Genomic DNA, 23,281 nt, shown 5'->3' on the forward strand with positions numbered 1-23,281 from the left:
TTCTGCCCTCTGCCTTCTGCCCATAAACGAAATTATACATGAAAAAAACAATTGCATTTTTCTTACTGCTCCCGCTTGTTAGCAACACAAAAGCCCAAATCAGGCTTCCAAAAATATTTGGCGACAGTATGGTACTGCAACGGAATGCGCCATTGAGAGTATGGGGATGGGCTGCACCAGCTGAAGCCATAACTGTGCAATTTCATCATCAGCAAAAATCAGTAAAAACCGATGCCAGTGGTAATTGGGAAACTGTATTGGCACCGGAACAAGTGGGTGGCCCCTATGAACTGCAGGTAAAGGGAAAAAACACCATTACGCTGCATGGTATCCTTATGGGGGATGTATGGGTTTGTTCGGGCCAGTCGAATATGGAAATGCCGGTGAAAGGCTGGTCGCAGGTAGTGAATGCCGATCAGGAAATTGCTGCGGCGAATTATCCGGCGATCAGGTTATTTACAGTAGAAAAAGATGTACAGGGCAAACCGGCTGATGATGTAAAAAGCGGCACCTGGCAAACCTGTACACCGCAACGTATTCCACCTTTTTCGGCAGTGGGTTATTTTTTTGGCAGGGAGCTGCATCAACAATTGCATGTACCCATCGGGCTCATCAATTCTACCTGGGGCGGCACCGATATAGAAAGCTGGATCAGCCATAAAGGGTTTGAAAGTGAACCGTATTATAAATGGCTCACGGCAATAACACCGGAAAAAAGCATAGCAGATATGACTGCCATGAAAGACCGGCAATCGCAGGCCTACCTGGCGTCGAAACAATTAAATGATTTAGATACCACAACTATTAAACAGTGGCCAGCGATTGACCTGGACGATAGCAAATGGCACTCGATGCAGGTGCCGGAAGTATGGGAGAGCCAGTTGCCCGGACCTGGTTTCGATGGGGTGATCTGGTATAGAAAAGAAATAAACCTCGAAGAAGCCGATGCCGGTAAACCAGCCGTGTTGCATTTGGCCATGATCGATGATAATGACGTTACTTACGTAAATGGCGTACAGGTAGGTGCCGTGCAGGGATATAACGTAAAACGGGTGTATAAGATCCCTGGTTCCCTTTTAAAGAAAGGGAAAAATGTAATTGCCGTTCGGGTACAGGATACCGGTGGCGGCGGTGGTATTTATGGCGAAACAGCAGATTGTGTTCTTACGATCGATGGAAAGAATACCTCATTGGCCGGTTCCTGGAAATTTCGCATTGAATCGATGCAGACCAGCACCGGCATTGGCGCCAATGATTACCCCAGTGTGTTGTACAATGGGATGATCAGTCCTATAGTGAAACTAACCATAAAAGGCGCTATCTGGTACCAGGGCGAAAACAATGCGAGTCGCGCCTTTGAATACCGGAAAGCGATGCCGCTGCTTATAAATGACTGGCGGATGCGTTGGAAACAACCGGCCATGCCTTTTTATTTTGTACAGCTCACCAGTTTCAACAATGCCAATGGCAATAGCAACAAAGGAAGCAGTTGGGCCGAATTGCGCGAGGCGCAGGCAATGGCCACTACATTACCCAATACCGGCATGGCAGTGACAATCGATGTGGGGAATCCGGGCGATATCCATCCCCATAACAAGCAGGATGTAGGAAAACGCCTGGCCTTACTGGCACTACAAAAAACATACGGCATAAAAACAGTGGCTTCCGGGCCTGTATACAAAAGCATGCAGGTGAAAGGCAACAATGTTACCATTCAATTTACAAATATTGATAAAGGGTTAACGGCTTCAGGTGAGGTAACCGGCTTTGAAATAGCCGGCACCGATCAGCATTTTTATCCGGCTAAAGCAACCATTGCAGGTACTGTTGTTAATTTAACTGCGCCGGAAGTAACTACTCCGGTAGCAGTACGGTATGCCTGGGCCGATGACGACAGCAAGGCCAATCTGTTCAATGCGGCGGGTTTACCGGCAGCGCCGTTCCGTACCGACAACTGGAAGTCAATTACCGAAGGAAAGAAATATACACCACCACTTTCGCAACAATAAACTAACATTTAATCTGTAACATGCAAAAGAATACGCGCGGTTTGATGGGGATAGCAGCCATTACCTTATTGTCTTTTTTACAGCAAGATGTCTTTTCTCAAAACATAACCATACCCGTAGAAACACAACATAATGCCCTGGTATTGCAAACCAATGCCAGCAACAACCTGGGCATTGTTTACCTGGGGCCCAAACTGGCCGATAAAAAGGAATACGAAAACATCCCGGCCATGTATAAGCAAACCGCTGAATATACCGGGGTTGCCAATGCTGCCTATGCCACCTCGGGTTCACGTAATTTGTTTGAACCGGCGATCACTGTAACGCATGCCGATGGCAACGGCTCGCTCGATCTGCAATATGTAAAACATGAAACAAAAAAGCTCGACGATAATACTTCGCTGCTTACCATAATAACAAAGGATCCCGTATATGACTTTGAAGTAAAGTTGTTTTATAAAACATATTTCCGGGAAGATGTGACCGAACAGTGGAGCGAGATCAAACACAACGAGAAAGGCAATGTGGTGTTGCAGAAGTTTGCTTCCGCCGGTTTGTACCTGAAAGCAGATAATTTTTACCTGCGTCAATACCATGGCGACTGGGCCAGGGAAATGCAACCGGAAGAGACCAGGATCACCCATGGCATAAAAACCCTCGATTCAAAACTGGGTACCCGGGCCGATCTGTTTCAACCGCCGGTATTTATGGTGTCGCTGAACAAACCGGCTACGGAAGATGAAGGCTCGGTGTTGTATGGGGCGCTGGAATGGAGCGGCAATTTCAGGATAGACCTGGAACTCGATAACCAGGATAACCTGCGCATTATTGCCGGCGTAAACAACCATGCATCACCGTATACATTAAAGCCCGGTGAAGTGTTTACCACACCTGCGTTTTTATCGGTTTTGTCGCACAAAGGAAAAGGCGAAGCCAGCCGCCAGCTGCATGCCTGGGCGCGTAACTACAAACTGCTCGATGGAAAAGGCAACAGGCTTACCTTGTTGAACAACTGGGAAAGTACCTATTTTGATTTCAATGAAACAAAATTGAAAGCGCTGTTGAAAGACACAAAAGAACTGGGTGTCGACATGTTCCTGCTCGACGATGGCTGGTTTGCCAATAAATACCCGCGCAACGATGACCATGCCGGTTTGGGCGACTGGCAGGAGAATAAATCGAAGCTGCCCAATGGCGTTGCTTCGCTGGTACATGAAGCAGAGAACAATAAGGTGAAGTTTGGGATTTGGGTAGAACCGGAAATGGTGAACCCCAAAAGTGAATTGTATGAAAAACATCCTGACTGGGTAGTGAAACAACCCAAACGGCCCGAATATTATTTCAGGAACCAGTTGGTGCTCGATCTTACCAACCCGCAGGTGCAGGATTTTGTCTTCGGTGTGATCGATAACCTGTTTACTAAAAACCCGAACCTGGCGTATATAAAGTGGGATTGTAATGCCGTTGTATACAACGCATATTCGGCGCATCTCACCAATCAGGCCCATTTTTATTTGCAGTATGTGCAGGGGTTGTACAGTGTATTGCAAAGGATCAGGAAGAAATATCCTACAGTGCCCATGATGTTGTGCTCTGGCGGGGGCGGACGCGTTGATTACGCGGCCCTGCAATACTTTACTGAGTTCTGGCCCAGTGACAATACCGACCCGCTGGAACGCATTTTTATGCAGTGGGAGTATTCTTATTTCTATCCGGCCATCAGTACATCGAACCATGTAACCGATTGGGGCAAACAACCGATCAAGTATCGTACAGATGTAGCGATGATGGGTAAGCTGGGTTTTGATATTGTGGTGAACAAACTGAATACAAACGATCTTAAGTTCTGCCAGGATGCACTAAAAACGTATAATGCGTACAAGCCCATTATCTGGCAGGGCGATCAATACCGGTTGCAGGACCCCGGCGACAATTCGGTAGCCGCTATGATGTATTTGAATGCAGAAAAAAATACCGGTATCCTTTTCAATTACCTGGTGAACAACCGGTACGATGCGGGCAGTGAACGGCCTATTCGTATGAAGGGGCTCGATCCGGAAAAGCGGTACCAGTTAAAAGAATTGAACCTGTATCCCGGCACCCCTTCAACCATTGGCGATAAAACCTACACCGGCGAATTCCTGATGACCGTTGGGTACAATCCCGATGTAAAAGCCAGCAGGGCCAGCGTGGTGCTGGAGTTGAAGGCAGTGGAGTAGCAAATAAACCATCCGTTGTATCTTGCAGCCCATATGGCAAACAAATTAGCAAGGCTGTTAGGTCGATTCGGACTGGATTGGTTTATACTATCGCTGATTGGAATGATTATCCTGGCCTCGCAATTTCCCGGACCGGGTATTGCCAAGGGGCCATTTTCGATATCTTCTTTAGCCAACCTGGGTGTTTCACTGATCTTTTTCTTTTACGGTTTGAAATTAAACCGTAAGAAACTGGTAGCAGGGTTAAGCAACTGGCGCTTACATCTATTGGTACAGGCAGGAACATTTATCCTGTTTCCCGTTTTGTTGCTGTTGTTGCGGCCCCTGCTCGATCACGGAGATACCCAGGTGTTATGGCTGGGTGGCTTTTTCCTGGCGGCCCTGCCTTCTACGGTATCCTCTTCCGTAGTAATGGTGTCCATTGCCAATGGCAATATCCCCGCAGCTATTTTCAATGCCAGTATCTCAAGCCTGATGGGTATTTTTATTACCCCCGCGTGGATGGCACTGGCTACTGGTGGCCGGCAAAACCATATGGATATGAGTGATGTGGTAATAAAACTGTTGTTACAAATATTGTTGCCGGTGGTGTTGGGCCTGCTGTTGAACCCAACCCGGTTGGGACAGGTTGCTGAAAAATATAGTAAGCAATTAAAGTACTTCGATCAAATCGTTATCCTCTCCATTGTGTATACCGCTTTCAGTGATTCGTTCGATAAACACATGTTCAGCAACCTCGGGTTGGGGGAGTTGTGCCTGCTGGGCGCCTGTGTGCTGGCGTTGTTCTTTTTTGTGTATTTTATTATGAACAACATTGCCCGCCTGCTTCATTTCAACCGGGAAGACAGGATCACAGCTACTTTTTGCGGTTCAAAAAAATCACTGATCCATGGAACTGTAATGGCAAAAGTGATCTTTATGAACAGTCCGCTCATGGGCATATTGTTGTTGCCTGTTATGTTGTACCATGCCCTTCAATTGATCTCGGTGAGTGTAATCGCGCAGGGAATGGCGCGCAAGCATAAGGCGGGGCACCCTTAACCCAGTTTAACAGACGTCATAGTCAATGAACCGCCAACGGCTTTGTCGTTGAAAAAGGCTACATTATCCTTTGATCCCTTCAATCCTAATGTATACAGCAAGGGCAGGTAGTGTTCCGGTGTAGGAATGGCCAGCAGGGCATCCCGGCCCAACTCGCTAAAATTGATTAAAGGTTTATGATTGCCATCCTGGATCAATGATTTGAATTTATTATTCAGATTGATTGCCCAGTCGTATCCATAATTTTCTTCATTCAGTTTATCCCAGGCCACCATTCTCAGGTTGTGTACCATATTGCCGCTGCCGATGATCAGTACGCCTTTCTTACGCAGGCTGTATAATTCTTTCGCCAGGTCGTAATGGTATTGCGGCCCTTTGGAATAATCGATGCTCAACTGTAGAACCGGAATTTTCGCATCAGGGTACATGTGACGAACGATGGTCCAGGTACCGTGATCCAAACCCCAGTCGTGGTTTAATTCAACTTGTGTGCTGGTGATCAGGGACGCGGTTTCCCGGGCCAGTGCCGGATTGCCCGGCGCCGGGTATTGCACATCGAACAAGGCCTGGGGAAAACCACCAAAATCGTGGATGGTTTGGGGAAAGTCCATGGCCGTGATCTTGGTGCCTTTGGTAAACCAGTGGGCCGAGACCACCAACACCGCAGCAGGTGTTGGGATCTCTTTGGCCATCTGTGTCCAGCGCCGACTGAATTCCGTATCCTCAATTCCGTTCATGGGCGAACCGTGCCCCACAAACAACACCGGCATTAGTTGTTCCTGTTCAGGTAAACTATTAGTGAAATTGTTAAATGCTGAAAGTGTTGTCATGCCAATTGCTCCTTTTATAATATTTTGTATGAAATGTTTTCTTTCCATCTATTGGTAAATGTATCGATATTAACCAATTATTAAACAGCTGAAGCAGCTGTTTGTTGACAGTTTCACTAACAAAAAGGGAAGCTGCTATTAGTTGTGTAATACCTTCCAGCCGGCTACCCAGTTGTAGTTATATTTCATAGTTAACTGAATCAGCAAAACGGTCATGTTTTCCAGTGTACGGCTTACAGTCAGCTCACCGGCAACAATGGGATTAAAACCTGCCTGTTGTACCACTTCTGAAACGGTTTGTAAGGCGGCGGCATCACTACCCGCAATAAAAGCATCGGCCTGTTGGCCGCCAATTACCGGTGTGGCGAAGTCTGCGGCAAAAACAGTATTGAAAGCTTTGATCACTTTCGAGTTGGGCAGCAGTTTTTGCAATTCCTCCGCGGCACTGGTATCGGGTGAAGTAGTTAAACCACTATACGTTTCATTCAATGGGTTGGAAATACTGATCACTATTTTCTGGTTGGCCACGTCTTTGATCTTATCGGCCAGTTCTTTCTCTGCGGCATAAGGAACAGCCAGGATGATGATGTCTGCTTCCCAGGAAGCATTGGTGGGGCAGGCAATGGCTTCTGCTTCTGCGGCCGGATTCCCCTTTTTAATTTCTTCCACCAAGGTCTGCACTTTGTCTAAATGCTGGGCGAAAAGCAGGAGCCGGTTGTTGCTTTTAGATAAAGATTTAGCGATGCCGGAACCCATATTACCTGTTGCGCCTATAATGGCAATTGTTTGTTTTGTGCTCATAATTGTTGTTGATTTGATGACACAAAACTACGGGCAGGCTACCCCTGGCTCCAATGCTTATGGACAAGAAATAGTGTTGCTTCCGGACAAGGAAAAACGTTGATTTTTGTCAACGGTTTTTACAGGAGCCATTATTTGCGGTTACTGATCCGGTTACGGACACGACTCAGGGTTTCGGCGGAGAGGCCCATGAATGACGCGATCATATGCTGGGGCACGCGTTGAAACAAGGTAGGGTACATTTGTGTAAAGGCCAGGTAGCGTTCTTCCAGGGGCAGGCTGATCATATAGGTAGTTCTGCGTTGCAGCGCCATATAAGCATCAGTCATCAACAGCCGGATATAGGTTTCGTATTTAGGCATAATTTGCAGCAGCTCATCATAGGCCTGTTTGCTGATCAGTACGAGTTCGCAGTCTTCCAGGGCATCGATATTCCAGGTGGCGGGTTCGGCCTTTATAAAACTGGAGAGGTCACCCAGCGTCCAGCCTTCCAGGGCAAAAGCTGTTATATGTTCATCACCGGTCTCATCGAGCACATAGGCCCGCAAGGCGCCTTTCTCTACAAAACAAATGTTTTTGCAAACATCGCCTTCCTGCACCAGGTATTGTTTGCGGCGCAGTTTCTTAGGGGTAAGGTATTGTTTTACGAGTGCTTCTTCCTCGGCGGTAAGGGCTATTTTTTCATTGAATTTCTGGAAGAATAGGTCGTACATAAATGGTTATCTTGTTGAGTTGTGCAAATATACCCACTGTATCATTACCGTACACCAATCGCCCAGTATTGAACACCGGCGGGCGGTAAAACGCCCTGTTATACAGGCAGAACGCGAATGGCACAGGGCTTGTAATTTTTGTGTACTAAATCTACCTGCCATGTTCCGTCATTACTTCCAGATCGCCTGGCGCAATTTGTTGAAAAGAAAATTCTATACATTAATTAACGTTGCCGGACTGGCAATAGGGATGACGTGTTGTGTACTGATCAGTGTGTACCTGTACCATGAAAATTCCTATGATCGATATCATACCAAACGAGACAGATTATACCGGGTAGTGCAAACCTTTCGCACGTCAGAACCCGGCGCAACAATGGTGGCCCCTACACCGCAGGATTACCAGGTATGGGGCTGTGCCCCTGTAGGACCGGCATTGCAGGCTGATTTTCCCGAAATTGAAAAGGTAGTGCAGTTTATGAGCCCCAACGGTATGTTGCTGCAACAGGGCGACAAACGGGTGCAACAGGATAACCTGTTGTTTATGGACTCTACCGCCTTTGATGTATTCAGCTGGAAAATGATCTACGGCGACCCGCATACGGCATTGACGGCACCTTTCAGCATTGTGCTGACCAAATCGGTAGCGCAGAAATTCTTTGGCAACAGTAACCCCGTAGGCCAGGCACTACGGGTAAATAACGAGGCCAATATTATGGTTACCGGTGTTATGGAAGACCTGCCGCCCAATTCGCAGTTCACCTTCAACGGACTGATCTCGATGACTACCATGCACAAGTACAGGGAAGAGATTTTTGGCTGGTGGGGGTATGTTGATTTCTATACTTACCTGTTGTTAAAAGAGAACACCGATATAAAGTCCCTGCAGGCCAAAGCCGATGATTTTGTAAGAAGACATAATGCTACTGATAGGGGGTATTCGATCAAATTTGAAAAAATGACCGATGCCTACCTGCATTCGCAGGCAACCCGCCAGCCCGGACCCACAGGAAGCATGTTGAATGTATACCTGTTTTTGTGCATTGCGATCTTTATAATGCTGATTGCCTGTATCAACTTTATGAACCTGTCAACAGCGCGTTCGCTGGAAAGAGCCCGGGAAGTGGGCGTTCGTAAGGTGTTGGGCGTACGGCCAAAAAGCCTGATGTGGCAATTCCTTTTCGAATCCATATTGTTATCACTGGCCGCTGCTATCATTGCGATGGCATTGGCAAAACCAGGCATTGCGCTGATCGAAGAATTATCAGGAAAAGAGATTGCCTATGTAAACTTCTTTAACCCCTGGATATTTGTTGCCATGGTTGTTTTTGCAGTGGTGGTGGGTTTAGGAGCAGGTATTTACCCCGCCTGGTTCTTGTCGGGGTTCAGGGCCATTACGGTATTGAAAGGAAAATTTAATCCGGCCAGCGGCAATATCTCGCTGCGTAAAGTGCTGGTTGTTTTCCAATTTACACTGTCCATTGCACTGATCGCAGGTACCATCATTGTGTTCAACCAGTTGAAATTCCTGAACCGCCAGGATCTGGGTTTTCAGAAAGAACAAATGGTGGTCATCAATTTTGAAGGTGATGGTAAGGTGCAAAATAATATAGAGTCCATCAAAAAAGCCATTGCCGATCAGCCCGGTGTTATTTCCGTGGCGGCTTCCCGCGCCGTACCCGGCGAGTTTTTGCCCAATGCATATACCGGGGTACAGGCGACCGACGGACAAATGAGTTTTCGCGGCCCGCTTATTTATGAAATAGATTTCGACTTCATACCCGTATATCATATTCCATTGGTGGCAGGACGGCCATATTCCCGGTCGTACCTTACCGATAGTGCACAGGGAATGGTCATCAATGAAGCAGCAGCTAAATTGTATGGTTATAGCAATCCGGCCGATGCAGTAGGTAAAAAATTCGACCAGTGGGGGCGGAAGGGAACCATCATTGGCGTGGTAAAGGATTTCAATTTCCGGTCGCTGCACCAGGCAGTAGAACCGCTCACCTTACGATATGGATATCCTGATAACCTGGCCCGCATTTCAGTGACCATCAAAGGAGATAATATTCCGGCTACGCTGGCCCATATACGAACAACCTGGGATAAGATGGCGCCGCAACGCCCGTTCATGTATCATTTTCTCGATGAATCGTTCGGTGCCCAATATGAGGCCGATCAGCATTTCGGGCAGCTGTTCACGTTCTTCTCCTGCCTGGCCATAATTATAGCCTGTCTTGGTTTATTGGGGCTGTCTACCTTTATGGCACAACAGCGCGTGAAAGAAATAGGAGTTCGCAAAGTGCTGGGTTCATCGGTGAGCGGTATTGTAGTACTGCTGTCAAAAGACTTTATCAAACTGGTGTTAGTGGCAATTGTTATTGCAGTACCACTTTGTACCTGGGCCATGAATGAATGGTTAAAAGATTTTGCTTATCGAATTTCCATTGGCCCGATAGTGTTCTTCGAAGCAGGCATCATTACGGTGGCCGTTGCCCTGCTTACGATAGCGTGGCAATCGGTAAAAGCTGCCCGGGCCAACCCGGTACAGTCGTTAAGGAACGAGTAAGAAATTTCGACGAGGCTGATATAGATCATATAACCCTGCCATAAATATTAATTTGATTTAATTTTATGACAGGGTAATTTTTTGCCTGACCATTAACCATGAAACCGCACTTTATAATAGCCCTGCTATTTTCAGCAGGGGTGGCTGCCCAGCAACCATATAGTGCTTCATTTGTTGCGAAATTGGGCAGTGATACAGTTATAGTAGAGACCTATAACATGTTCTACAATCATTTGTACGGAAAAGCCTTTTTGCGGTATCCGCAGGATCAGATCGGCATCTTCGATTTCCATTTCAATCCCAATGGAAGTATCAGGCATTACACTATTTCTTTTATGAACCCGGACAGCGCGTTCATTACATCCGCCGGTTCGCAGGGAATTTTTTGCGAAAACAATTCCTGCACCTGGTATGGGGTATGGCCGGGTTGTGAAAAAGAATATGAACATAAATACAATGTTGATCATATCGATTTTATTGGCGGGTGGACGCCCGTTTTATCGCTCATTGAATGGAATTGTATGCGATTGATAAAATCGGGCCAGCAAAGCCTGCCATTAACCCTGATCAATGATTATATTGGTTTAAGAGAAGTGGGGATCACAAAAGGAAAAAAAGATACGTTGATCTTTGGTGGTCCTTTTCTGAAGTATACAAAAATAACCGCAACGCCCGAAGGCAGGATCATTACTTATGACGGCACCTCCACCCCATGGAGTTATATAGTCACCAAACATGCGCCGATCGATGTAGATGAAGTAGCAAAAAGAATGACAAAAACGCCAAAGATCGGAATCCCTTCACCTACCATAAGAGTTGAATTTCCATTTGATAAGGATACTATTAAACTTTCCTATGGTTGTCCTGCCAAGCGGGCAGAGTGATCTACGGCGGCGTGGTGCCTTTTGATTCGGTATGGCGTACAGGCGCGAATGATCCTACCCGCATTGTATTGCCCTTTGATACCCGATTCGAAAAAACATTTATACCAAAAGGAGAATATAGTTTGTATACCATTCCAACTCCAACAGAGTGGACACTGATCTTTAATACCGATTTGAAAGAATGGCCAACCGATCCCAACCGGTCAAAGGACTTTGTACAGGTTAAAATGAAACTGAGAAAACCTGCTACGCAACAGGAACGGCTGGCTATTAATATTGAAATGCAAAAGTATGGCGGTGTATTTACCATTACCTGGGATGAGACCGAGGCCTTTATTCCCTTCAATATTTTAAAAAAGTAAGTTTTTACAGCAATCTTTCTTTTCTTAATAATCACTTAATTTTAGAACCGTTACTTTGCCGCCGTATTTGGTACGGCAGCTATTTTAGTGCCAGCTGCTTTTTTTAACTTGTAACAATCCAGGCCTCCATGTCTGCTTACGACCGCTTAACTGATCAGGAGCTTACAACGCTGCTGAAACAGGGCGATAACCAGGCTTTTACAGCAATTTACCACCGGTATAAAGGGGTATTATACCTGCATGCCTACAAGCGGTTACAAAGCAAGGAAGACGTGAACGACCTCATTCACGAACTGTTTACCACCCTGTGGCAAAAGCGCGACGAACTCAATATTACGCAGCTGAGCGGCTATTTATATACTGCAGTTCGCAACCGCGTGCTGGATTGCATCGCCCGTAAACAAACAGAATCCAACTACATACAGGCTTTTCAACAATTCATCGATACAGGCGAAGCCGTGGCCGATCACCGCATCCGCGAACAACAGCTGGCTGCTGTTATTGAACAGGAGATCGCCAGTCTGCCAGCTAAAATGCGGGAAGTATTTGAATTAAGCCGCAAGGCCCATCTATCGCACCGCGAAATCGCCGAACGCCTCGATCTGTCAGAGCTTACCGTTAAAAAGCACGTAAACAATGCGTTGAAGATTTTACGGGGGAGACTTACTATTATATTGTTGCTTATTTCTTTATTGAGTAGCTAAAGGGCAGAGGGCAAAAGGCAGAGGGCAGAGATTCCAAAGTCATATTGAATATACTTTTAAGCCGGGTCATCCATAGGGGTGACCCGTTTGTTGTTGTAGGCATCAACACTTGATATTTAAAGCAAAAACACAGAATCCTTGCCGTTCAGCCATAGATATCCCGCCTCTATTTAGAGGCGGGATATCTATAAATCATCTGCGGGACATCTATGGAATATCTATGGAATATCTTTTATATTCACCTGAATCAGAGATGGTTCTGACAGGGCAAAGAATAGGCTTTGGAAGGGAGAAAACAAGGCGAAAACAGGGAGAATTGCCGGCCAATTCCTGCCGCAGAATATCCTACTTTGCCCGCCGGACCTTTGGCGTAGGAGGGCCTGTTTGCAGTTTGCCGTCTGCCGTTTGGCCCGGATCTTTCTATTCATTAGCTCCAATTCAGTAAAAAGGAATTTTTTTTCAAAAAACTACTCCCTAATCACCACCCATCCGTCTTTATAAACGAATGGAAAAAGGCAACGCAAAAGAATTATTACAACGGTATCTGAATGGTACCTGCACCCCGGAAGAAAAAGCCCTGGTGGAAAGCTTTTACAATCTCCACCATCCCAACACGCAATCATTAAACGAACAGGAACTGGAAAAAGAGTTGGGCCACCTGGAAAAAACATTGCCGCTGCCGGGCCGCGGCCGTATTTACAAAAGAATAATGGCCGCCGCTGCTGCCGTGCTGATGATCGGCTTCACCGGCTGGTGGATGTACCGGACAAATACGCATAAACCGTCCGCGGCGGAACAACCACTGGCTTTCTCCAGTAACAATGTTATAGTGCCCGGCAGCAACAAGGCTGTGCTCACCCTGGCCAATGGAAAAAAGATCAGTTTGACCGATGCCGGCACGGGCAACATTGCGCATGAAACGGGTATCAGCATCGAGAAAACAGCCGACGGACAAATGCTTTACCGCATTACCGATGCGGCACCTGCAACCGCTGTCATTTACAATACTATCGAAACGCCTGTGGGCGGACAGTACCAGGTACTGTTGCCCGATGGCACCAAAGTATGGTTGAACGCAAAATCCGCCTTGCGCTTCCCCGTGCATTTTAACGATACGGAACGCCGGGTGGAAATATCAGGAGAAGCCTACCTGGAAGTGGCGCATGATAAAACAAAACCTTTTCGGGTAGTGAACCCCGGCCAGGTAGTGGAAGTGCTGGGTACCCATTTCAATGTAAACACCTACGATAATGAAGCGGCTATGAAAACCACCCTGCTCGAAGGGGCGGTGAAAATAGCCACCAATGGCAATACAGCCCTGCTGAAACCCGGCCAGCAATCGAATGTGGTAAATGGTAATATCCGCACGCTCGATGAAGTGAATGTGGAAGATGTAGTGGCGTGGAAGAACAATAAGATCCAATTTACCGACCTGGATATCCACAGCGTTATGCGTATGCTTGAACGCTGGTATAATATAGACGTGTCGTATACCGGCAATGAAATAAATACCACGTTTGGTGGTTCTGTTTCCCGGTCAAAAGACATCGATGTCGTTTTGAAACTGCTCGAAGCCACAGGAGACGTTCACTTTAAAATAGAAGGAAGGAGGGTCACCGTTATGCCTTAAAATCATATCGTTTTCAGGCCCGGAAATAAAAAGCCAGAAGTGCACCACCACTCCTGGCCAATAAAGTCCGGGCTGTTCAAAAATTAATGTTCGATTAACTGAACTGTTCACCCAAACCAATCAAAATTATGCATTTTTTGATTCACTACCGCCATGCATTTACATGGAGAAAGCGTAGTGGCCACCACACACACAACCGGAACATTTCCACGGCTGTTCCCAATCTGAAACGAAGTGTAATTATGAAGATCAACCTACTGGTACTATTCATGGCAGGGGTATTATGCCAGGTTTCTGCCGCCACGTACGGACAAAAGATCACGTTGTCGAAACAAAACGCCCGGCTGGTAAGTATCTTTAAGGAAATACAGAACCAGAGTGGCTATGATTTTGTCTATTCCAACCGGCTTATTAAACTGGCCCACCAGGTAACCATACATGTAAAAGAGGCAACGTTGCAGGAGGTGCTGGAAACCTGCTTCAATAACCAGCCTTTCTTTTATACCGTTACCGATAAAACCATTGTGATCCGCGAGCGGAAACCTGTAAAAACAGACAGCGCCAATATGCGTTTTATCGATATCTCAGGCCGGATCACCGATGCCAAAGGCAATCCGCTGGAAGGGGCTACCATCAGCATAAAAGGCCTTAGCGGTGGCGCGGTGGCCGATGCCGATGGAAAATTCACCGTACACAATGTAAATGCTACCTCCATACTGGTGGTTTCTTTTACCGGTTTCAAAACAAAAGAAGTTAGGGTAAGCGAAGCCGCGCCCATGGTGATCACGCTGGAAGAAGACCAGGACCCCATGAGCCAGGTGGTGATCGTTGGGTATGGTTCGGTACAAAGAAAAGACCTCACCGGCGCTGTATCACGCCTTACTTCTAAAGATATCGACAATACACCCATTGCCCGTGTTGACCAGATGTTACAAGGCAGAATGGCGGGTGTGGATGTTAAATCAACCAATGGCGCGCCAGGCGCCGGTACCACCATCCGCATTCGTGGCGCACGGTCGATATCCGCCAATAACGAACCCCTGTATGTGGTAGATGGTATAATCGACGCTACTAATATGAACACCCTGAGCCCTGATGATATCGAGAGCATCGATGTGTTGAAAGATGCCTCGGCTGCCGCCATCTATGGTTCGCGCGGCGCCAATGGTGTAGTGATCATCACCACTAAAAAAGGTAAGGCGGGGGCAGATAACAGTAATTTCAATGTGATTGCCGGCGTACAATCGTTACCGCGTACCCTTGACCTGATGAATGCCCGCCAGTTTGCCGAGTTCATTAATGATAGCCGGAAGGACAATGGCAAACCACTGCTTTATCCCAATGTAGATTCCATTATAGCCCTTGTAGGGGAAGATGGTACGAACTGGACAAAATCAGTTACCGGTCCGGCCACGTATCAAAGTTATAACCTCTCTACTTCGGGTGGCTCTAAAAAACTCACGTATTTCCTTTCGGGCAACGTGATCAACCAGGACGGGATCATAAAAAATACGGGCTTTAAAAAATACCAGACCCGCATCAATTTAAATAAAACCTGGAGCGATAAACTGAATATGGGGCTGGTACTGAATGCCAGCCACCACCGCCAGGATATCGGTAACATCAACTACGGTTCCAACTCAGGCTGGATCGGTTCTATGATCACCATGCCGCCAACCATGAAAGTATATAAAGACGATGGCAGTTTTGAATCGTGGAACCCAATTTATAATAGCGGTGGCAATATGGATTCACCACCTGTGTATGCGGCACTTACTGAAAATTATGATGTAGTGAATGCGATACAGGGTAATATGTTCCTGGAACTGCAGCCATTGAAAGGGTTGAAGATAAAGTCATCGATCGGCGGCAGTTTGTACAGCAACCGCCTCAATTATTATCAGGCATCGAACACGCCTGCTAAAATAGCGTCCAAAACAACAACCGCCAATGCTTCCTCTACCATGGGTAACAGAACATTGGTACAAAATGAAAATACGGCTACTTATGACCATGCGTTTGGCTTGCACCATATTAATGTAATGGGCGGCTTTACTACTGAGCTTCGCCGGTACACCGGTATTGGCATCTCTGTGACCGGGCTTACGGATGACATAATGCGGTACGATAATTTTGCTGCTGCTCCGGCCGATAAGAGAACGACCACTTCTTCTTACGACGACAATACCCGGTTGTCGTACCTGGGTCGCGCTAATTATGATTATGCTGGTAAATACTACCTCACCTTTACCAGCCGCTACGATGGCTCCTCCAACTTTGCTTCCAATCACAAATGGGGTTTCTTCCCGTCAGTAGGCGCCAAGTGGCGGTTGTCTCAAGAAAATTTCTTCCAGGACTTTAATAAAAAAGGAATCATTGATAACCTCGATTTCCGGTTTAGCTACGGCCGTTCGGGTAACCAGGGTATCGATAATTACCAGTCGCTGAGTTCACTGGTTACCAGTCCGGTTGCCAATTCATCATATCCTAATACCAGTTATGTTTTTGGCGGCACGCAACAACTGGGTTATATCCAGGGTTTGCTGGCGAACAACAACCTGACCTGGGAAACATCTGACCAAATGGATATTGGCGCCGATGTGGAATTGTTCAAAGGCCGCCTTGTATTGGATGCGAATTATTATCATACCCGAACCAAAGACCTGTTGCTGAGTGTGCAGATCCCTACGCAAACCGGTTTTGCTTCCCGGTTGATCAATATAGGAAAAACCGAATCAAAAGGTTTTGAATTTTTGGTGTCGGGAGATATCATCCGCTCCAAAAACTTTACCTGGAATTCAACACTCACCCTGTCGACCAATCAACAAAAGGTGCTGGACCTGGGACCTCTTGTAAAAGTATCGATCGATAACAACGGTTACGGTGCCAACACCAATTACCTGGATGTAGGCTTGCCTATAGGCGCCAATTACGGGGCCGATTACAAAGGGACCTGGCATAGCCAGGCTGAAATAGATGCGGAACTGGCCAGGCCCAAAGGCGAGCGCACACTGGTATCAACTTCTTCCCTGTACAAACCTGGTAAACCTAAATATGCCGACAGGAATGGGGATGGTTTGCTGAATGTCGATGATTATCATTTTCTGGGTACGGTGAATCCCAAAGTATACGGAGGCCTGGGCAACCGCTTTACTTATAAGAATCTTTCGCTGGAATTTTTCCTTCAGTACAACTGGGGTAATACCATGTTTAACGACATCGAGTTCTTTATGGGCAGTGGGTCTGAATTGACCAATCAGTTTGCGTATATGGCCAACAGATGGACGCCCGATAATCCTACTTCAGATATTCCTGGGGTTAACTCACGCGATAACGTACCAAGCACCCGTGAGCTGCATGATGCTTCGTTGCTGCGCTTAAAGTCTTTGCAATTGAGTTACTCCTTCAAAAATGTGTTGCCTAAAGTGTTCAAAAAAATAGATGTTTACTTTACCGGCACCAACATTTTCCTGTTAACCAAATACAATGGCTTCGATCCTGAGGTGAACAAAGAGGGCACCAATTCAACCATCAGAGCAAAAGACGATGGTACCTATCCCAATGCACGCACACTGGCCGTTGGTGTAAATCTTGGATTTTAAAACTCACTGAACATGAAACAAAGCAAACAATTTCTTTCTATAATAGTAGCCGGTTTATTATTGTCGGCATGTGACAAAAAACTGGACGAATCACCTAAAAGTTTTATCGCTCCTGATCAGTTCTTTACAACAGATGCCCAATGTATACAGGCTGTGAATGGCGTGTATTCGGGCCTCCCTGAACTGTTTGGCCAGGAAGACCTCTGGAAATCGATTGAAGAAGGAACAGACGTATTGATCTATACAGGCGGTACCGATGGTAACCAGGAATATACGCTCTCCGCGGCGGCGCCGGGCAACATTTCCAACGTATGGAGAAAATGTTACAGCGCTATTACCAATGCCAACCTGATCATACACCGGGTAGGTAATGCAAAGATCACCGACACGTTGAAGACCCGCCTTGTAGGCGAGGCGCTTTATTTGCGCGCGTTGCATTATTACATCCTTACCAACAGTTTTGGCGCAGTACCGGTTTGGACGGATGAGCTGAATGTGGATGTGGTTAGTACGTTGCCACGTGCCGATGCCGCTGATGTGAGGAAGCAAATAAAGGATGATCTGTTACAGGCTTCCGGTCAATTGCCTTATTCATATCCGGCCCTTGAAACAGGCCGTGCTACCAAAGGCGCTGCACTGGCCTTGCTGGCGAAAGTATACCTGCTGGATAAAGACTGGGCAAATGCAGAAAAGTATGCACAAATGGTGGTTGATAGTAAACAATACACCCTGGTGAATTTTGCCGATCTGTTCGACGTCAATAACCGGTTCAAGAATAATAAAGAATCGATCTTTGAAATACAGTTCAAACGCGATAATGCCACCAATACCAACACCCGCGTCACTTATTATTATACCTGGTTTATACCAGTGAGAGATGGCAATAACAAAACCTATGCAGGGGTGGATTTTGGCACCACTGTGTTACTGGGATATGAGAATTTTTGTCCAACACTTGCATTGGTAAATATGTTCGAAACAGGCGATAAGCGTAAGGATGTTACCGTTGCCACTTCTTATAATGGCCAGCCCTTTACCAGATTCAAAAAACCTAATCACCCCTGGTTTGGCGCTAAGTTCTGGGACCTGCAGGCGAATGACCGCAACAGTGGAAAGGATATTTATTTCCAACGGTATGCCGATGTGTTGTTGACGCTGGCCGAAGCCCAGAACGAACAAAGCAAAACCGCTGATGCCCTTACCTGGATCAATAAGGTACGTGCAGACCATGGCGGCCTCACCACGCCGGTAAGTGGCGTAGCCCAGGACTCAGTAACAAGACTGATCCGAAAAGAAAGGGCCATTGAATTTGTAGGGGAATTTCAGCGCAAGTGGGACCTGGCCCGTTGGGGCACGCTGGTAGACGCTGTTAAATCAGTAACAGACGATAACCCGATAGGCGCCAAGAATATAAAACCAGAGTTTGCCCTGTTTCCCGTTCCGGATGCAGAGATCATTAAGAATCCTAATTTGAAACCGCAGAATAAAGGTTATTAAAACGGGCAGAAGGCAGAAGGCAGAGATACGTTGACGAGTTAACCAGTTGACGAGTTAACCAGTTAACCGGTTGACCAGTTATAGATGGCAGGTTGATAGAATTGGCGGGTTGATCTTGGCTAAACTGAGACCGCAAGGACTTGCGGCGGTTTTTCATTTCTGCCCTCTGCCCTCTGCCTTCTGCCCATCGTATTTTATGAAACAGATCATCATTTTCATTATACTGCTGGTACACCTGAAAAGTATTGCCCAGCATATAATACCGGCTCCGTTATCTCTTGTTAAGGGAACGGGGCAGTTTACAATCAAGGCGGGTACTACCATTGTTGCCGATGCGGAGAGTAAAAACGCCGTATCTTTTTTTAGTGCCTGGTTGAAACAAAATGAGGTGGTTATTGCTAATCCTGTTTTTAAACAACCGGTCAATGAGCCACTGAATGCTATAGTTATAACTACCAAAGGTGCTGAAGGATTACCAGCGGAGGGATATACATTATCGGTGACGCCTGATCGTATTAAACTCGTTGGCAAAGGCGCCGGACTGTTTTATGGAATACAAACATTGATGCAATTGTTCCCCGAAATCAATCGGGGAACAATTGTTTTACCGGCCTGTACCATCAATGACCATCCGCGCTATGGTTATCGTGGGTTGATGCTCGATGTATCGCGGCATTTCTTTACCGTACAACAGGTAAAAGACCTGCTCGATCTGATGGCCTGTTATAAACTCAATCGCTTTCATTGGCATTTAACGGATGATCAGGGCTGGCGGCTGGAAATAAAAAGTTGTCCGAAGTTAACCGCCGTAGGGGCCTGGCGCGTAAAGCGGGTAGGGGACTTCGGTGGCAATATGCCAGCCCCGCAAGCCGGTGAGCCGGCTACCGATGGCGGATTCTATACGCAGGCCCAGGTAAAAGATATTCTTCAGTATGCGGCAGCAAGGCATATACAGGTGATGCCCGAAATAGATGTGCCAGGCCACTCTATGGCCATGATAGCGGCATATCCTGAATTGTCTGTCACCCAAAATGCAGCCACGCGGGTGAACCCCGGCAGTTCGTTTGCCAAATGGTTTCCCGACGGTCATTTTGAAATGTATGAAGACAATACGCTGAACCCTGCTGATGAGAAAGTATATGCGTTTCTCGATAAGGTATTTACAGAAGTAGCTGCCCTGTTTCCCTATGAATACATACATGTGGGCGGTGATGAATGTTTTAAAGGCTATTGGGAGAAAGATTCCAGCGTAAAGGCCTTTATGCAGCAAAACAAGCTGGCTTCAACCCATGAATTGCAGGGTTATTTTATGAAACGGTTGAATGCCATTGTGCGGGCCAAACATAAAAAGATGATCGGGTGGGATGAAATGCTCGATGGTGGCCTTAATGAGGCCGTAGCCGTGATGAACCGTTTTGGCGAGAGTACGGCGAAGAAACAGTTACAGCAGAAATTACCGGTTATTATGGCGCCGGGCGGCCATGGTTTGTATTTTGATTATGCCCAAAGCGCCTCCGATATGGAGCCCATCAACCACGGGGGCAGCAGTCCCTGGTGGAAGGCGTATAATTTCAATCCCGATTACCCGGGTACCTTGTCAGATAGCGACCGGGCCTATATTATGGGGGTGGAAGCCTGTATCTGGACGGAACACATTCCCACCGTTCCGAAATTGCAATACATGTTATTACCACGTTTGCTGGCGCTGGCCGAAACCGGCTGGGCGGTCAAGGAAAACAAAGACGAGCGCCGTTTTACAAAAGAGGTGTTGCCCTGGCATTTACAACAGTTCGATAAAAAGGGCTATAATTACCGGGTGCCCACCGTTTATAAGGAAATCGATTCAACCGTAAAAACAGATAGTTTCCGACTGGACGTGGAACCGCCATTTCCCGGTGCGCGCATATTTTATACCGTAAATAACCGGCAGCCCGGTGATGCCGATTTTGAATATTCCGGCCCGGTTACCATCCCGGTTCCACCCCAAAAGAAAATAGTAGTAAAGACAATTGTAATTACACCGGCCGGCCGAAGAAGCGTGGTAACGAAAACACTAATAGAAAACCCATAGTTAAAAATTTTTAATATTAAATAATTATTACTAATTCCTGCGTTGCTGAAATCTTTTTTTGCATACGTTTGCACAAGTTCAAATTTCCGTGTAAAATTGCGACATGTCAACGGTAGCAGAAATGGGCCTGTATAACTACCTCGTATCGAAGAATATTCCGGGGTTAAAAGAGAAGAGTGCTTTTCATACATTAAGAAAAGGTACCTGGTTGTACGGGGCGCCTCAGCGTTTTACCGACATTTACGAGATCATCAGTGGGGCTGTTAAACTGGGCAGGTTGTCGCCCAAAGGAAAAGAATGCGTGTATGAGATCGTAACACCGGGTGAGTTTTTTGGCAACCTGGCTTTTCTGAAAGATGCGCCTTTTAATGAATTCAGCAAAACATTAACCGCTACCGAAATACGTTCCTACGATCTTAATTTCTTAAAGTATTTGATGACGCACGACCCTGAAGTGGCAGAGTTGTTCTATGGCAAGATCGTTGAACGCTGGAACAAAACGGAATCCCTTCTTTTTTATATCCGCTCCTACGAACCGAGAAAGCGTATTGAAATGCTGCAGGAAGCCATGCATAAAAAGGTGATGACTGCAGTAAACCGGGAAGTCTATCTCGACAAAATCATTTCTTTACAGGATATGGCCGATCTTACAGCTACTACGCGGCAGCTCGTAGCTGATACATTGCACTCCGAACTATAACCGCTTTTGTTGCTTTATTACCTGTTGAATGTTAGATTCTAACTTCGGTAATGCTATCGTAACTATTTGGTGATCTATTACTTGCCATTTGTCATTTTCTTTAACAATAACTTTGCCCGGTTTTGATACCTTTCCCCCAAAATGTAACTGCTCTGATTAGTAACCAGCAAGACATCCATGCAACCCATGGGTGTCTTGTTCTATTTTAAAATTTTTTACATGAGACCACGAATTCTGGCTGTTTTTCCTTTGTTATTATCGATCGCATTTACTGCAGGTGCACAAACCACCCACGGTGTTGAGGTGGATACAACCCAACGCGTGGTACCCGGCCGCACCAACAGCGAAGCCAGTAAGAAAAAACCGTATGTGATCCTGATCTCCCTCGATGGGTTTCGTTATGACTATGTGCAGAAGCACGGCGCCACACACATCCAGGAACTTGCCAAAGCGGGCGTGAGCGCTGCTTCCATGCAACCTTCTTATCCGTCTGTTACATTTCCCAACCACTATACGCTTGTTACCGGTATGTACCCATCGCACCATGGCCTCGTAGGCAACAGTTTTTATGATGCCGCCATGGGACGTTCGTACAGTATGGCCAATAAAAAAGAAGTAGGTGATAGCAGCTGGTATGGTGGTACACCCTTGTGGGTACTGGCCGAACAAAACAACCTGGTTAGCGCCAGTATGTATTGGGTAGGTTCAGAAGCAGCTGTAAAAGGCGTGCGGCCCACCTATTCTTATGTGTATAATGACAAAATACCGCTCGATAAACGCGTTGATGTAGTAAAAGACTGGCTCACGCTGCCCGAAGCACAACGGCCCCATTTTATCACTTTCTATATGAACGAGCCCGATCATTCAGGGCACAGCTTTGGACCCGATGCGCCACAAACGCAGGAAGCGGTACACAACGTCGATAACGCTATTTTCCAACTTACCGAAGCGGTTAAAACCACTGGCTTACCCGTGAACTTTGTACTGGTAGCCGATCATGGTATGACAGCGGTAGATACGGCGCACTGGATCCCTACGCCAGCTGCAATAGACACCGCAAAGTTTCTGATACAATCAGGCGGCACCATGATGAACATTTACGCCAAAGACAAACAAACGTTGATGCCGCTGTACACGCAGTTGAAAAAGGAAGCAGACAACTACCAGGTATACCTGAAAAAAGAAGTGCCTGCCTATTTGCATTTTGGTGCAGCCGATGATCGCTACAACCGCATTGGCGATATCGTTTTACTGCCCACCTGGCCCATGGTTTTCTCGAACCGCAAACCAGGTAAAGGCTATCATGGCTTTGATCCCACGCAGGTAAAAGATATGCATGCCATTTTCTACGCCTGGGGACCCGCTTTCAAAAAAGGGATTACCATACCCACGTTCGAGAATGTGGATGTGTATCCCATGATCGCCGGTTTACTGGGTCTGCCTGTTACTGAAAAGATCGATGGCAATAAAAAAGTACTGCAACCAATATTGGTGAAGTAGGAGGTAGGAAGTAAGAAGTAGGAAGTAGGAGGTAACGAGGACGGCTGAAAAACCAATGTCTTCCTACTTCTTACTTCCTGTTTCGTTTTATCTACCCATCTTCCCCTTTGGTCTACGCATTTTTGTCCCAAACGGTAATACTGCTT

General features: G+C 46.6%; 16 protein-coding genes. 13 read left to right on the plus strand and 3 right to left on the minus strand.

The features are described 5' to 3' along the window. Positions 1–38 precede the first annotated feature (38 nt). Genes BMX95_RS26095 through BMX95_RS26105 form a run of 3 tightly spaced genes read left to right on the plus strand, consistent with a single transcriptional unit; the run spans position 39 to position 5,269 of the window. The gene (locus BMX95_RS26095) at positions 39–2,009 is read left to right on the plus strand and encodes a sialate O-acetylesterase (protein WP_081198117.1); all 1,971 of its coding nucleotides are present in this window, start codon (positions 39–41) and stop codon (positions 2,007–2,009) included. 20 nt (positions 2,010–2,029) lie between these two features. Further along, the gene (locus tag BMX95_RS26100) at positions 2,030–4,228 is read left to right on the plus strand and encodes an alpha-galactosidase (RefSeq protein WP_081198116.1); all 2,199 of its coding nucleotides are present in this window, start codon (positions 2,030–2,032) and stop codon (positions 4,226–4,228) included. Positions 4,229–4,261: 33 nt separating this feature from the next. Next, complete coding sequence (locus BMX95_RS26105) at positions 4,262–5,269, plus strand: bile acid:sodium symporter family protein (RefSeq protein WP_081198115.1); 1,008 nt, start codon at positions 4,262–4,264, stop codon at positions 5,267–5,269. Here the strand turns inward: BMX95_RS26105 and ygiD are convergent. From ygiD to BMX95_RS26120, 3 genes are all read right to left on the minus strand, one after another. Then, positions 5,266–6,099, minus strand: a complete 834-nt coding sequence (ygiD, locus tag BMX95_RS26110) for a 4,5-DOPA-extradiol-dioxygenase (protein ID WP_081198147.1) — start codon at positions 6,097–6,099, stop codon at positions 5,266–5,268. The genes BMX95_RS26105 and ygiD overlap by 4 nt on opposite strands. 138 nt (positions 6,100–6,237) lie before the next feature. Further along, the gene (locus BMX95_RS26115) at positions 6,238–6,900 is read right to left on the minus strand and encodes an NADPH-dependent F420 reductase (RefSeq protein WP_081198114.1); all 663 of its coding nucleotides are present in this window, start codon (positions 6,898–6,900) and stop codon (positions 6,238–6,240) included. A 131-nt stretch (positions 6,901–7,031) separates the two neighbouring features. Next, a complete protein-coding gene (locus tag BMX95_RS26120; protein ID WP_081198113.1) occupies positions 7,032–7,613 on the minus strand; it encodes a Crp/Fnr family transcriptional regulator in 582 nt (193 codons plus the stop codon). A 160-nt stretch (positions 7,614–7,773) separates the two neighbouring features. Between BMX95_RS26120 and BMX95_RS26125 the strand changes: the two genes are divergently transcribed. The 10 genes from BMX95_RS26125 (at position 7,774) to BMX95_RS26170 (ending at position 23,135) form a co-directional block, all read left to right on the plus strand. Further along, positions 7,774–10,185, plus strand: coding sequence for an ABC transporter permease (locus tag BMX95_RS26125; protein ID WP_081198112.1), 2,412 nt, complete (start codon positions 7,774–7,776; stop codon positions 10,183–10,185). Between the two features lie 98 nt (positions 10,186–10,283). Next, a complete protein-coding gene (locus tag BMX95_RS26130) occupies positions 10,284–11,069 on the plus strand; it encodes a hypothetical protein (protein ID WP_081198111.1) in 786 nt (261 codons plus the stop codon). After that, positions 11,045–11,431 (plus strand): DUF2911 domain-containing protein, encoded by a 387-nt coding sequence (locus tag BMX95_RS26135; RefSeq protein WP_081198110.1) that lies wholly within the window; start codon positions 11,045–11,047, stop codon positions 11,429–11,431. The genes BMX95_RS26130 and BMX95_RS26135 overlap by 25 nt, the downstream gene beginning before the upstream one ends. Before the next feature lie 128 nt (positions 11,432–11,559). Continuing rightward, on the plus strand, positions 11,560–12,135 hold the full coding sequence (locus BMX95_RS26140; RefSeq protein ID WP_081198109.1) for an RNA polymerase sigma factor: 576 nt from the start codon (positions 11,560–11,562) through the stop codon (positions 12,133–12,135). A gap of 505 nt (positions 12,136–12,640) precedes the next feature. Beyond that, positions 12,641–13,765, plus strand: coding sequence for a FecR family protein (locus BMX95_RS26145; RefSeq protein ID WP_081198108.1), 1,125 nt, complete (start codon positions 12,641–12,643; stop codon positions 13,763–13,765). A gap of 128 nt (positions 13,766–13,893) precedes the next feature. Further along, on the plus strand, positions 13,894–17,367 hold the full coding sequence (locus tag BMX95_RS26150) for a TonB-dependent receptor (RefSeq protein ID WP_081198107.1): 3,474 nt from the start codon (positions 13,894–13,896) through the stop codon (positions 17,365–17,367). Positions 17,368–17,379: 12 nt separating this feature from the next. After that, on the plus strand, positions 17,380–18,864 hold the full coding sequence (locus tag BMX95_RS26155; protein ID WP_081198106.1) for a RagB/SusD family nutrient uptake outer membrane protein: 1,485 nt from the start codon (positions 17,380–17,382) through the stop codon (positions 18,862–18,864). A gap of 196 nt (positions 18,865–19,060) precedes the next feature. Continuing rightward, positions 19,061–20,935, plus strand: a complete 1,875-nt coding sequence (locus tag BMX95_RS26160) for a beta-N-acetylhexosaminidase (protein WP_081198105.1) — start codon at positions 19,061–19,063, stop codon at positions 20,933–20,935. Positions 20,936–21,038: 103 nt separating this feature from the next. Then, positions 21,039–21,635 carry a Crp/Fnr family transcriptional regulator gene (locus BMX95_RS26165; protein ID WP_081198104.1) on the plus strand — a complete coding sequence of 199 codons (597 nt, stop codon included), beginning with the start codon at positions 21,039–21,041 and terminating at the stop codon, positions 21,633–21,635. 219 nt (positions 21,636–21,854) lie between these two features. Further along, positions 21,855–23,135, plus strand: a complete 1,281-nt coding sequence (locus tag BMX95_RS26170) for an alkaline phosphatase family protein (protein ID WP_081198146.1) — start codon at positions 21,855–21,857, stop codon at positions 23,133–23,135. Positions 23,136–23,281 lie beyond the last annotated feature (146 nt).

The sequence above is a fragment of the Niastella yeongjuensis genome, from assembly GCF_900110245.1.
Classification (GTDB): Bacteria; Bacteroidota; Bacteroidia; order Chitinophagales; family Chitinophagaceae; genus Niastella; species Niastella yeongjuensis.

Bases quoted from the DNA above. Each gene is read 5' to 3' on its own strand.
- BMX95_RS26095 (WP_081198117.1), top strand. From the start codon at position 39: ATGAAAAAAACAATTGCATTTTTCTTACTGCTCCCGCTTGTTAGCAAC.
- BMX95_RS26100 (WP_081198116.1), top strand. From the start codon at position 2,030: ATGCAAAAGAATACGCGCGGTTTGATGGGGATAGCAGCCATTACCTTA.
- BMX95_RS26105 (WP_081198115.1), top strand. From the start codon at position 4,262: ATGGCAAACAAATTAGCAAGGCTGTTAGGTCGATTCGGACTGGATTGG.
- ygiD (WP_081198147.1), bottom strand. From the start codon at position 6,099: ATGACAACACTTTCAGCATTTAACAATTTCACTAATAGTTTACCTGAA.
- BMX95_RS26115 (WP_081198114.1), bottom strand. From the start codon at position 6,900: ATGAGCACAAAACAAACAATTGCCATTATAGGCGCAACAGGTAATATG.
- BMX95_RS26120 (WP_081198113.1), bottom strand. From the start codon at position 7,613: ATGTACGACCTATTCTTCCAGAAATTCAATGAAAAAATAGCCCTTACC.
- BMX95_RS26125 (WP_081198112.1), top strand. From the start codon at position 7,774: ATGTTCCGTCATTACTTCCAGATCGCCTGGCGCAATTTGTTGAAAAGA.
- BMX95_RS26130 (WP_081198111.1), top strand. From the start codon at position 10,284: ATGAAACCGCACTTTATAATAGCCCTGCTATTTTCAGCAGGGGTGGCT.
- BMX95_RS26140 (WP_081198109.1), top strand. From the start codon at position 11,560: ATGTCTGCTTACGACCGCTTAACTGATCAGGAGCTTACAACGCTGCTG.
- BMX95_RS26145 (WP_081198108.1), top strand. From the start codon at position 12,641: ATGGAAAAAGGCAACGCAAAAGAATTATTACAACGGTATCTGAATGGT.
- BMX95_RS26150 (WP_081198107.1), top strand. From the start codon at position 13,894: ATGCATTTTTTGATTCACTACCGCCATGCATTTACATGGAGAAAGCGT.
- BMX95_RS26155 (WP_081198106.1), top strand. From the start codon at position 17,380: ATGAAACAAAGCAAACAATTTCTTTCTATAATAGTAGCCGGTTTATTA.
- BMX95_RS26160 (WP_081198105.1), top strand. From the start codon at position 19,061: ATGAAACAGATCATCATTTTCATTATACTGCTGGTACACCTGAAAAGT.
- BMX95_RS26165 (WP_081198104.1), top strand. From the start codon at position 21,039: ATGTCAACGGTAGCAGAAATGGGCCTGTATAACTACCTCGTATCGAAG.
- BMX95_RS26170 (WP_081198146.1), top strand. From the start codon at position 21,855: ATGAGACCACGAATTCTGGCTGTTTTTCCTTTGTTATTATCGATCGCA.